Below are 12,172 nucleotides of genomic sequence, written 5' to 3'. Positions count from 1 at the left end.
TCAGTCGCCGCACTTCGCGGCGGAAGCCTTGCCGCCCGGGCCGGCGCCCTTGCTCAGGCCGAAGCCGGGCGAGGGGGTCGAGTCGTCCATCTCCTTTGCGCACTCCTCGGGCTTTTCCTTGAAACCCATGCAGATCGCGTCGCGGAGCGCCTTGGGGCTGCGGCCCGACTGGACCACCGCGTCGTTGATCACGACGGTGGGGGAGCCGCGCACGCCGTATTTCTCCCCGAGCTCGGCGTCGATGGGGAAGGGCGGGAAGCGGCCCATCCACTTCGATTTGTCCTCGAGGCCCGCGGTCACGCCCAGGCGCCTGTCGGTCTCCCTGATGCATGCGGCGAGCGCTGCCGCGTCGACTTTGGCCTCCTTGTCGCACCTGTCGCTCTCCGCGCCGTCCCTGAGGAAGCACTCGAGGTATTTCCTGAACTTGCCCTTGCCCTGAGCGGCCACGCAGTGCTGCTTGAGCTGCTCGTCGACCTCCCTCTTGCCGTGCATGGCGTAGCCCACGAAGCGGATGTTGAGATCGATCTTGTCGCCGAAGAGGTCCCACACCGGCAGCAGCCCCTTCTCTATCTGGGTGCCGAACGGGCAGTGGGACATCACGAACACGTCCACGTCGGGCCTGTCGCGCTTCTCCATGCAGCGCCAGTCGGCCTTGCAGGCCGGGTCTTCGCAGTCGACCAGCCCGTCGCCGTTGTCGTCCTTCCCGTTGTCGCAGATCTCGGCCTTGGGGTCGAACTTTCCCCCTGTGGATAGGAGGTAATAGTCCTTGCCCAATTTGGCGAAGCGCTCGAATCGCTTGAAGCTCTCCTTCTCGGAGTAGGCCCTGGGGATGAGGGCCGCCGGCAGTTTTTCCACCCCCTCGCTCTCGTAGAGCTTCCTGCCCCTGCGCTGGCCGTAGTCGACGACGGAGACCGGGCTCTCCGGGAAGGCGACTTTCAATGCCGACTCGATGCGGCCGGTGTCGCAGTCCTTGCAGCGCTCGTCGGTCAATATGAGAAGCCCCCCGGCCTCGCCGAGTTTCCCGGCGAGCTTCTGCACGCCGATGGTCGCGGCCGATGCGGCCGCGGCCGTGAGAACCAGCAGGATCATCACCACGCTCTTCTTCATATAACCCCCTCATGGGACTTTCTGTTTTTCATACGGACCGCTGAAGTCCGACGATGATATTGGCATCGGCGACCGGTGTCCACGGAATTATCACGGCAGAGGAGCATCTTCTCCCCGCGGGTCAGCGCCTTGATGGCCGCCTCGCGCCTCTGGGCGGAGGCGCGGCCGCGCCTGGCCTCGCTGTGGACGAGCCGCACCGGCCTGCGCGATCTGGTGTATTTCGAGCCGGAGCCCGCGTTGTGCTCCCTGAGCCTGCGGCCCAGGTCGAGCGTCACCCCGGTGTAGAGGGTGCCGTCGCTGCACTCGATCATGTAGACGTGCCATGCGTTCGCCATGGGGATCGTTTATCTGCGCCTCGCGCGCCTGCTGAGATACCTGGCCTTGACCTCGAGGTAGGGGGCCACGCCGGCCACGGTGCAGCGGGGGAGCGGCTGCCGGATCGTCTCCTCGATCTTTGCCACCATCTCCTTGTCGAGCCAGGTGGCGATCGTGGAGACCAGCCCCTTGGCGTCCATGCGCGCGGTGCGTCCCGCGCGGTGGATGTACTCCTCGACCGTCTGGGGGATGTCGAAGTTCACGATGTGCTCGATGCCGGGGATGTCCAGCCCGCGCGAGGCGATGTCGGTCGCGACGAGTATCCGGTGCTCGCCCCCGCGGAAGCCGGCGAGCGCGTCCGTCCGCTCCCTCTGCGTGCGGTCGGAGTGGATGTTGGTGACCGGCTGCCCCTCCTTCTCCAGCACCCGGCAGAGCCAGTCCGCGTCGATCTTGCGGCGGGTGAAGACCAGGGTGCTGCCGAGCTCCTGGTGTATGAGCGCCAGCAGGCACCTCTTCTTGTCGTACTCGTCCACCATGTAGAGGCGGTGCTCTATCCCCTCGGCCGCGCGCCCCTCGGGGAGTATGTCTATGCGCAACGGGTCATCGAGGTGCAGGCGGGCCAGCCTCTCTATCGACGGGGGCATGGTGGCGGAGAACATCATGGTGTGGCGCCTCTTGGGGATCTTCTCGAGTATCCTGTTGAGCTGGGGGAGGAAGCCCAGGTCCAGCATGTGGTCCGCCTCGTCCAGCACCAGCTCCTCGACCGCGTTCAGGCGGACGTTCCCGCGCTGCATGTGGTCCACGAGCCTGCCGGGCGTGGCCACCACGATGTCCGGCCCGTCCTTGAGCTCCTTGATCTGAGGCCCCATCTTCACGCCGCCGATCACGCAGACGGTGGAAAGTCGGTGCGGCCTGCCGAAGAGGTCGAGGAACGCCTTGGTCTGCAGCGCGATCTCGCGCGTGGGGCAGACGATGAGGCCGCGCAGCCCCTTGCCGTGCTCGAGCCGGGAGGCGATGGGGATCACGAAGGCGGCGGTCTTGCCCGATCCGGTCTGCGCGAGCCCGATCACGTCGCGGCCCGCCAGAGCCGGCGGGATCACCGCGGACTGTATGGGCGTGGGGTTCTCGAATCCCACGCGTTTTATCGAGTCCAAGATCTTGCCGCCGAGGCCCAGCGAGGTAAAACTCTGCGGCACGGTCTCGACCGGATGCTGTCCGAGCTCGGGTATGTCCTTCTGCGGCTGTTTTCCATGTGGCATGGGCCCGATCTCTAGTGGAATAGGCCATGAAAAACAAGCATCTTTAAATATCGAGCAACTTCCACAGGGCCCCGCCGATAAGGGCGTGTCAGGGAAATGTCCCCGGCGCGGCCTGAGGAACAGCTTGCTTTCCGGGGCCGCATGCCCTAAAGAGGCACGCGAGCAAGGTGGTTTGGAATAGTCGGCAGAGAGCTTTCCCCTTCGAGTCTCTTCTCCTGTTGCGAATCACGCAAAAAACCGGCCTGTGAAAGAGGAGCCGTTCCGGCGCCCTGCGCAGGCCATCTGCGGCATCGGCGCGTCCGTGCGTTTTGGCGCTGACGCGACCGTCGCGGAGAATACGGCGCCCGGGCAGTGCCCGGCGCAGAGTAAAAGGATTGAAGATGATTGAGAACCATTCGTTCGAGAAATTGAGGCTCGCGGCACCGATCGCGCGGGCCCTGGCGGCGGAGCGCTACGAGCGCCCCACGCCGATCCAGGCGGCGGCGATCCCGCACCTGCTGGCCGGCCGCGACCTCATAGGGTGCGCGCAGACCGGCACCGGCAAGACCGCCGCCTTCGCGCTGCCGATACTTCAGAGGCTGGCGGCCGACCGCAGGAGGGCCCCGGCGCGCAGCGCCAGGGCGCTCGTGCTCACGCCCACGCGCGAGCTGGCCGCACAGGTGGGGGAGAGCTTCCGCACCTACGGCCGCCACCTCGGGCTCACCCACGCCCTGGTCTTCGGCGGGGTGGGGCAGACGCCGCAGGTCAAGGCGCTGTCCCGCGGCGTGGACATACTGGTCGCGACGCCGGGCAGGCTCCTGGACCTCATGAACCAGGGGCACGCGAACCTCTCCGGCGTGGAGGTCTTCGTGCTCGACGAGGCGGACCGGATGCTGGACATGGGATTTCTGCCGGACATGAAGAGGGTGATCGCGAAGCTCCCTAGGGAGCGCCAGACGCTGCTGTTCTCGGCGACGATGGCGCCGGAGATACAGGGGCTGGCGGAGGGGATGCTGAAAGACCCGGTGAAGGTGGCCGTGGACCCGCCGGCGTCCACGGTCGAGAGGGTCGAGGAGCGGGTGCACTTCGTGGACGAGGGGAACAAGCGGGCGCTTATCACCGATCTGCTCAGGTCCTCCGAGATCGGCCGCGCCCTCGTCTTCACGCGCACCAAGCACGGCGCGAACCGCCTGGTGAAGCAGCTTGCCCAGTCGTCGATCGAGGCGCGCGCGATACACGGCAACAAGTCGCAGACCGCGCGCACCGCGGCGCTGGCCGATTTCCGCGCCGGCGCCTGCCGGGTGCTGGTGGCTACCGACATCGCGGCACGCGGGATCGACGTGGACGGCATATCGCACGTGATCAACTTCGACATCCCAAACGAGCCGGCCAGCTACGTGCACCGCATCGGCAGGACGGCGCGCGCCGGGGCGTCGGGCAAGGCCATATCGCTCTGTGCGGCGGCCGAGCGCGCCTACCTGAGCGACATCGAGCGGCTGCTCAAGCGCCCGGTTCCGGTCAGCACGGACCATGCGTATCATTCCCCTGCCGCGGCCAGGGCCGAGTGCGCGGGGGGGACGGTATCGCCCCGCAACCGGGGCAACCCGAACCGGGGCGGCAGGAGCAGAGGCAGGAGAGGAAGCTGGGGTCGAGGCCGCTGATCCCATCTATGATGAAGGGGACAAAAAAGGGGCGGGATCTCTCCCGCCCCTTTCTCATGACCGATCGAAGCGCTCAGTGCTTGATGTCCTTGCGGATCTTGTCCAGCCACTGTGTGGCATGATCCTTCCCGCCCAGGCCGAAGGAGAGGCCGCCGGCGAGCGCCAGCATGGCGACGAGGCCGGTGAAGAGGATCTTGATGAGATCGGCAGCAACGCCCAGCTGGGTGAGCGCCGCCATGAACGCGAAGACTATCACCGCGGTGCGGGCGACCGTGCCCAGCAGCCCCGCAGAGGTCTCCGGGAGGCTGGAGGCCCTGACCGCCTTTATGACCAGGTCCTTGAGCCCGCCGCCCAGGATGAATCCGACCAGCAGTATCAGGACCGAGATGATGACGTTCGGGATATAGAGTGCTACCGCCTCGAAGAAGCTGGTTATCTGCGGCCACTTGAGGATGTCGGCCACCGCGATGAACGTCACGATGATGAAGAACCATTTGACAACCCACCCGACCAGGGACGAGGCGGTGATCTCCATGCCACGTTCCTTGAGCTTGGAGAGCCCGACAGTCTTCTGGAGGAAGGTGTCCAGCTTGGTGAGGTCGATGAGCTTTCTTGCCATGTGGCCCAGCAGGTTGGCGATGAGCAGGCCGATGAATAGGACCACGATCGCTGCAATGATGTTCGGGACGACCGCCACCACTTTGTTCAGGAAGCTTTGGAGGGCCTGCACTATTGCATCCTTCCACGTCATTAGCTGAGTCTCCATATCTTTCCCCCTTTCGTTGATTTTCAATAAGATAATTCCAATTTTGGCAGAATGCAACCGCTTCTTCACTCCCCTTTCCCGCTGTCCCCGCCCAGCCCATCCTGCTCTAGCACAGTCAGACGGAGCAAAATATCAGAGCACAGACGGAGTAGCACAGTCAGACGGAGCAAAATATCAGAGCACAGTCACGAGCACAGTCAGACGGAGCAAAGTTAACGACTTCAGGACCTCTCTTACTGCCGCCACGAGAATTTGCTTTTTTTACGCTCATCTGTTCTATTCTGCCTGTTCCGCGATGCGGGGGGAGGTGCAAGATGGAGAAGACGGCGGACAGGCGGGGAGCGATGATTCTTGCCGCGGCCATAGTGGCGGCTGGCATCGCGGCAGGGGGGTTCTTCGCGGGCAGGGGGTTCTACATGAGCAGGATGGCCGACCGGGTAGTGACGGTGAAGGGGCTGGCCGAGCAGGATGTGAGGGCAGACCTCGCCATCTGGACCGTGCGCTTCGTCGCTACCTCCGACTCGCTGGAGGCCGCGCAGGCCAAAATAGAGAAAGATCAGGGGCTGGTCCTCACATTTCTCAGGGAGAAGGGGCTGGCGGAGGAGGATATGGCGGTCGGCAGGACCGAGGTGATCGACCTCCTGGCCCAGCAGTACCGCGGGGAGGGGGCTTCGCAGAGCCGCTACATAGTGAAGGGGGCGGTCGGCGTGCGGAGCGGCAAGGTCGATCTGCTCGACGCGACCAGCAGGGCCACCGGCGAGCTTGTGCGCAGGGGCGTGGTGCTGGAGCAGGAATACGCGGAGGGCGGAACCGGGCCTAAGTACATCTTCACGAGGCTCAACGATGTGAAACCGGCTATGATCGTCGAGGCCACCGCGAACGCGCGGAGAGCCGCCGAGCAGTTCGCCAAGGACTCCAAGAGCGGGCTGGGCAAGATAAAGCGCGCCTACCAGGGGATGTTCATGATACTGCCCCGCGACGGGAACGAGTCGGTCTCCGAATCCAGATACATAGACAAGAAGGTCCGCGTGGTCTCCACAATAGATTACTACCTTGTGAGGTGAGCAGTTTCGTCCCCGCACTCCCCGAGCGTCAGACGGAGCGTAATTGGTCAGGGTGCACAAAAACGCAGCACCCCCTCAACTCCATTATCTTATAACACCTGTTTTATGGGGTTTATTTGGGGGCTCGTTTGGCATGCTGTTTGCTTATAGCAAGGGTCATGGCCTACCTTCCAAGATACGAGATCATTTGCGATGATGCCTGCTTCCACGTCACCTGGCAGTGCCACAACAAGGACTGGCTGATTCAATGGGAGTGGGCCAAAAGCGCGTATTATGACCTTTTACTCAAGTATAAGGATAAGTACGGTATTCAGTTCTACTCCTACAACTTTATGGACAACCACCCCCACCTGACGGGACACCTTGAAAACAAAGAGAAATTCTCAGCCTTCTTCAGGGTCGTGAACAGCCAGTTCGCCAGGATCGTCAACAAGCAGCTCAAGAGACGGGGACAGGTGGTGATGGATCGATTCAAGTCTCCCATGATCGAGTCGGACGAGCACATGCTTACGGTCATGGGCTATGCCGATCTCAATCAACACAGGGCCAGGAAGGTGTCGCATCCCCGAAAGAACCAATGGTCGTCTTACCAGTACTACGCTTATGGCAAGGCCGATGCGCTGATCAGTCCGGCTCCTTCTTATCTTGATCTGGGGAAAACTCCGCTGGAGCGACAGAACGAGTATCGAGCCATCGTCGAGTCAATAATGGCGCATCGGAGGGAAATAAACATCTCCCACACGCACTTTATCGGCAACCCGGAGTGGGTCCTGAGCAAGTATCGCGAGCTCTGTGAAAAACTCGGCAGAAAAGCGACCGATGCGAGACTCATCCGCATGACGAGCGCGCCGGGATAGCCTTCCCCGCAGTTGCGAACAACTCCCTTAGTGTCATCAACTTTTGCAAGAGGGTGGAGGTCTATCTGAAGGGCTTCTATGAGGTGTTTTTTGCCTCTCTCCGATCAGTTGAAGGACAATTCTGAACTGCGGAAGATCAAGCCAAGCCGCTGCGGATGACAAAATCATCATGATTCATTGCCAAGCAAGAGACAAATTAACGTCTGGACCAAAATCCGCTCCGTCTGACAGACCAAAATCCGCTCCGTCTGACATAAAGGAAAGGAAGGCGAAGGTACGGCATTCATTTATATCGCCAGATCGACATGTCGAGCGGCTCCCCTTCGCTGTTCGTGGACTGGCCGGCAAGAATCAGGCGCCCCATGTCGTCGATCATCACGCGGATAGCTGCATCCGATCCGAACCCCCCTGTGTATGTGACCACGCCGCCTGAGCCGAACGTGGGGTCCGGGCTTCCGTTCTCGAGTAAGCGGCGCAGCACTGCGCGGTTCCTCTGCATTCCGACCGCGACTATCTTGCCCGAAGCATCGACCGTGATGTCGGCCGCATATTCGTCGTTGATCTCGTTGCCCCTGTAGCGGACTATCCCTTCCTCCCCGAATGTCTCGTCGAGCTCTCCGTCCGCGGTGAGCCGGCCGATCACGAATTCGTATTTCCCGAAAAAGGGTTCGTTCGGCATTGCACCCGCGAACAGGATGCGGCCCTGGGCGTCGATGGCGATAGAATCCACATAGGAATCCTCCACCAGCATGCACTGGGCCCAGCCGCCCTCCTTCCCGCCGCCGAACTCCTGATCGAGCTCCACCGTCATCGCCTTTTCGTCCACGATGAGCCTCCAGACCATGCCGAAGAAATAGTCGCCTCTCTCCTCCTCTGCAGCGAGATTTCCTACGCCACCCACGACCAGGCGGCCCTGCGGGTCGATCGCGACGTCTAAAGCGTCCTGATGGTATCCAGGCTCGAGGATGTCGACGAACCCGTACAGTCCCTTGTCCCTGTTGTTGAACTCAGGGTCGAGGGTGCCGTCCGCGAGCAGCCTCCAGACGATGGCCCCTTCGAGCGAGAGGTTGTTCTTGAACCTGCCGACCACGGTCATCCTGCCCTCGCCGTCGACAACTGCGTCGTGGCCGACGATCTCCTGGTATGCGTCCCCCTCCGAGACAAAGGCTATGCCGCCGTTGCCGAACGTCTCGTCGAGTGCGCCGTCGGGGGTCAGGCGCCAGAGCAGATAATAGAGATCGTCGCCCAGCCCCTCGTCCTTGTTGTAGTCGAGAAACGCCGCGACGATCACCGTCCTTCCTTCGTTGTCCAGCGCCACGCCGATCTTTTCCCAGGCGTTGTACGCGCCCCCCCTCTTCGGGGCGAAATACAGTTCCACGGGCAGCCGCACCGGGTCGCCCCGGAAATAGCCGTCCTCGCCGAAGCTTGTGTCGGGGGTGCCGTCCGCAAGCAGCCTCGCGGCGAACACGATCTCGTCCTTTCCGTTTTTGCCGCCGCACTGGTCCACGCCCACGACCACGATTCTGCCTTCGGAATCGAGCTCAGCGTCGCTGATCCACTCGTAGCAGAACCCCTTCTCATCCCCCTCCTTGTAGTCGAGCTCTCCTATCGTGTAGGGCGTGCCGCAGACCTCGGCCTGCGGCTCGCTCACGTCGCCGATCACCGCCTCGAGCACGTAGCAATAGAGGACGTTGTTGTTGGAGAGGCCGGAATGCGGGTAGGGCGGCGATACCCCTTCGATCGTCTCGGTCCCCTCTGCGACCGCGATGTTTGGGTTTATGTCCGGATTCAAAATGCCGGCGCCGATTCTCCAGTGCAGGTTCCACGAGTCCACATCGCCGGCCATGGCGTTCCAGGAGAGCGTATTCCTCATCGTGTACGGAGCGACCGCGGTCTCGCCCAGGACCGGCATTGGCCTTGCGCAGACCTCGGTCGAGAGCCCGCTTTCCGCGCCGTCCGCAGCGATCGCCTCCACGGCGTAGCAGCGGAGTATGCCGTTGGGCAGCCCCGCATGCAGGTAGTTAGTGTCCACGAGGTCCTCAACGATTATCGTGGCGACTGCCTTGTCGGTCGGGGACTTCGTGAGCCCGGGAGAGTTTGCGGAGTAGAGGCGGTAGCTTGCAGCTCCCGAGACCGCGTCCCATACGAGGGTCACCTGGTGGTTGGCCGCGGCAGCCATGAGGCTGAGCGGCATGCCCTCCAGGACAATCGGCGCCGATGGTGGCGTCGGGGAGTCGGGGGCATCCTCTCCACCTCCTCTGAGCAGGCCGCCGCCGCATCCGAAAGAGATTAGAATCGATGCGCATATGGCGATGCACACGAAGGTGAAACAATGAAATCGAGCCTTCGCGGATTTAATGTCCTTCATAAAGACCTCCCTCCGTCAGACCGATGCCGTATAATTTTTGTGCATAATGCATGCCTGATTCCTGAAGAGCGCAGTGCAATAAAGGGGATATTTACGTCGTTGTGAGCTTTTATGCTGTAGGTGTGAAAAGATATCGTTTCAGAGGGGTATAAAAATACTTTTTCCGTCAAGGAATTGACACTGATGCCATAACAGTTCGTCTGCTTTCGGGCTCCTCCTATTTTAGTGACTTCAGCATGCTTTGATATTTTGCTCCGTCTGACGGAGGCGTGACGGAGGCGGAACCCGGCATCAGGGCACAACTACCTGATATATAAGAGTTTTTGCTTGCTCCGTCTGACGTGAAACTTTGCTCCGTCTGACGAATTCCGGGATTGACGTTATCTGCGCTGCAGCCGCCGGCGCCGAACACGTTTGCAAATCCCGAGATGAGAGCCGCAAATAGTATCAGTGTCAGAACCCGTGATTTCATAGGATCAAAACCTCACGAATATCGCAGGCAGGGGGGCGGCTGTCCTTATGGCCGCTGCAGCGGGGTAATTTGCGGGGAGGACCCCGAACGGAAAGGCGATGCTGTAGCCGAAACCCCATGCTGTTCCAAGGCCGCTGTCCATGCCGAGAATCGGGATCATGCCGCCTACATTAAAACCCCTTATGCGCACCGCACCATCGGCCACTATCGTGAGCCAGTAGAGGCCCGGGTCGAGGTCCTGGTTTATCGCGATGGTCTTCACGCCGTTGGCGTTGGTGGCCACGGTGCCCGCATCAAGGACGAGGCCTCCGGGATAGTCGTTGCCGTCGTCGTCATATATGCCCAGGCGCGCCAGGGTGCCGGCCGCGGTCGTGACCCGGACGGCCATGGCATCCAGGGTAACGGCGCGCGAGACGATGAAGGGCATGGCATAGAGGGTGTTTGCGGCCAGAGTTGCCTGGCCCACCGCTGCGCCCGTATTGGGGCTGGTATAGAAGCGGTTCGATGCGGCCCCGCTAACCCTGTAATAGTACAGGTCTTTCGGCGGGGGTGCGCTTCCCCATGTTGCTCCGTCTGACGTGAGGAGGTCTCCGGCAGGGCCCGGCGGTACGCTTAAGATGTCGCTCCATGCGGCGCCGTCGTTGGAGGCCTGCCATGTGCTCGTGCCGGTGTTGTAGCGCAGGCCGGGATCGTTGCCGGGCTGGCTGGCCAGGATCACGTTGTTCGCGGCCGCGCCGCTGCCGATCGTGAACGTGTCGCCGTTGCCGGAGAAGGCGGTGATCTTGTCGGACGTGACCGATCCGGCCGCGATCTGCGCCGTGCCCACGGCCCCGGCCGAGATCTGGCCGGCCGTGATCTGGTCCGTGCTCTTCAGGAAATCGTCGGGAGCATAACCCCTTAAGAACTGGCTGTTGAAGGAATATACGGAGGAAGAGATCTGTATCGGCGGATCGAGCGCCGAGAAGCCGTTTGTCCCGTCGTCGAACCATGCGTGCAGGTAAATCGTGTCCTCGGTGCTGAAGATGGCGGGGTCGATGGGGTCCATGGCCGCGCTGCCGATCGTGATCTGGAAGACTCCCTCGTTCACCGTCACCGGGAAGGCGGCCGCGGGCTCGCTGCCGTCCGCGCTCGTGCCGTCGTTGCTCCAGAGCGAGGCGCCTGTCTCATCCACGAGGGCCAGCTTGAAATGACCGGTCCCGTCGAAGGGCAGATCGTCCACGAATATGCTGCCCTGATAGACCAGGTCCGCCGGCACCGATTGCGGCGGGGCAGCCACGGCCTGCGTTGCGAGCAGGAAGAATGAAGCAAAGATGAAGATCCACGACAAAAGCCTGTTCTTCATCGGGTGCCTTCCTTAACAATCACTCCTGAATATGCTGTTATCAATGCTGCCACACATCCGCGCGCCAGGTCTGAGATGCAGCATTTTGATTGTTTGCTACTGCGCAGGCGCGCACAGTAACAGTGTTTGCAGCCGAAACATATCCATTCCAGGTCATTCTTAACGTTTCAATACCACCAGTCACAGGGGTCGGTGTTGCAACGACCGTATCACCAGTAGCTGCACCAGTAACTGTTATCGTTTGACTTTCACAATTACTCGATAAATTTCCGAAATCTATAGTACCAGTCGCAGAAAGATGTCTTGTAATTGCGGTTCCGCCGCCGATCGTAAGCGTCTCACCGGTATTTAATTTTAAATCATCGCCCGATGTTGCAGGCGACAGGTCTGTGCCTGTCTTGGACCAGTAATTGGCCCCGGCACCTGTCCATGTCAGGTTTCCGTTTCCGTCGGTCGTCAGGACCTCACTTGCATCGCCGTCGTCAGGGGGCATCGTGTAAGCCGTGCTCATGGTCATTGCCGCGTTCGGATACAATGTCACAAAGTAATCAGTACCCCCCTGTTCGGAGAAGATGCTCAGCTGGCCGTCGGTTCCGTTGGCACCGGTCTGCAGCGCAAGGAACGTGCCTGCTGCAGGCGTCGTGGCGCCGACAGTCGTCCCGTCAATAGCGCCTGAATCGATGTCCACCTTCGTGATATTGACCTCACCCGTGCCCTTGGGCGTGATCGAAATGTCAATATTGGCATCGGTGCCCGCAGCTGCAAGGACTGGGGATAAACCTGTCTGCGCGTTGGAAATGGCAAGATTATTGACAGCCGATGCCACGGGCACGAATTCCAACAGTTCGTTCGCATTCGCGTCGGCAAGATATTTGCCCGATGCGATCCGCAATACGGAGTTGAGAAGAACATCCGTCCCATCCGCCGATAGACTATCAAGCGCGATGTCGGCAACATCTGTAATGTTCTTGTCGGAGAATGC

At 61.3% G+C, this 12,172-nt stretch carries 10 protein-coding genes; 3 read left to right on the top strand and 7 right to left on the bottom strand.

The genetic code is table 11. The annotated features are described in order from the left end of the window. The 3 genes from JXA24_06500 to JXA24_06490 are packed head-to-tail and all read right to left on the bottom strand — an operon-like array spanning position 1 to position 2,681. Positions 1 to 1,107 carry a hypothetical protein gene (locus JXA24_06500; GenBank protein MBN1283402.1) on the bottom strand — a complete coding sequence of 369 codons (1,107 nt, stop codon included), beginning with the start codon at positions 1,105 to 1,107 and terminating at the stop codon, positions 1 to 3. Beyond that, complete coding sequence (locus JXA24_06495) at positions 1,104 to 1,442, bottom strand: GIY-YIG nuclease family protein (GenBank protein ID MBN1283401.1); 339 nt, start codon at positions 1,440 to 1,442, stop codon at positions 1,104 to 1,106. The genes JXA24_06500 and JXA24_06495 overlap by 4 nt, the downstream gene beginning before the upstream one ends. Before the next feature lie 9 nt (positions 1,443 to 1,451). Further along, the gene (locus JXA24_06490) at positions 1,452 to 2,681 is read right to left on the bottom strand and encodes a DEAD/DEAH box helicase (GenBank protein ID MBN1283400.1); all 1,230 of its coding nucleotides are present in this window, start codon (positions 2,679 to 2,681) and stop codon (positions 1,452 to 1,454) included. Between the two features lie 380 nt (positions 2,682 to 3,061). On the opposite strand from JXA24_06490, the gene JXA24_06485 reads away from it, so the two are divergent. Continuing rightward, positions 3,062 to 4,321 (top strand): DEAD/DEAH box helicase, encoded by a 1,260-nt coding sequence (locus tag JXA24_06485; protein MBN1283399.1) that lies wholly within the window; start codon positions 3,062 to 3,064, stop codon positions 4,319 to 4,321. A 73-nt stretch (positions 4,322 to 4,394) separates the two neighbouring features. On the opposite strand, the gene JXA24_06480 is transcribed toward JXA24_06485, so the two are convergent. Next, the gene (locus JXA24_06480) at positions 4,395 to 5,087 is read right to left on the bottom strand and encodes a hypothetical protein (GenBank protein ID MBN1283398.1); all 693 of its coding nucleotides are present in this window, start codon (positions 5,085 to 5,087) and stop codon (positions 4,395 to 4,397) included. Positions 5,088 to 5,401: 314 nt separating this feature from the next. On the opposite strand from JXA24_06480, the gene JXA24_06475 reads away from it, so the two are divergent. Together JXA24_06475 and JXA24_06470 are read left to right on the top strand one after the other, a co-directional pair. Next, complete coding sequence (locus tag JXA24_06475) at positions 5,402 to 6,151, top strand: SIMPL domain-containing protein (protein MBN1283397.1); 750 nt, start codon at positions 5,402 to 5,404, stop codon at positions 6,149 to 6,151. A 158-nt stretch (positions 6,152 to 6,309) separates the two neighbouring features. Next, a complete protein-coding gene (locus JXA24_06470) occupies positions 6,310 to 7,008 on the top strand; it encodes a transposase (protein MBN1283396.1) in 699 nt (232 codons plus the stop codon). 283 nt (positions 7,009 to 7,291) lie between these two features. On the opposite strand, the gene JXA24_06465 is transcribed toward JXA24_06470, so the two are convergent. The 3 genes from JXA24_06465 to JXA24_06455 form a co-directional block, all read right to left on the bottom strand. Beyond that, entirely contained in the window at positions 7,292 to 9,376 is a 2,085-nt protein-coding gene (locus JXA24_06465) for a hypothetical protein (GenBank protein MBN1283395.1), read from the bottom strand. 476 nt (positions 9,377 to 9,852) lie between these two features. After that, positions 9,853 to 11,190, bottom strand: coding sequence for a hypothetical protein (locus JXA24_06460; GenBank protein MBN1283394.1), 1,338 nt, complete (start codon positions 11,188 to 11,190; stop codon positions 9,853 to 9,855). A gap of 40 nt (positions 11,191 to 11,230) precedes the next feature. Then, the coding region (locus JXA24_06455) for a hypothetical protein (protein ID MBN1283393.1) at positions 11,231 to 12,172 on the bottom strand (942 nt) is incomplete at its 5' end.

The organism is Pseudomonadota bacterium (genome assembly GCA_016927275.1).
Classification (GTDB): domain Bacteria; phylum UBA10199; class UBA10199; order 2-02-FULL-44-16; family JAAZCA01; genus JAFGMW01.
Note: the sequence above shows the minus strand (reverse complement) of the source record. Positions and strands in the feature narration are given on the sequence as shown.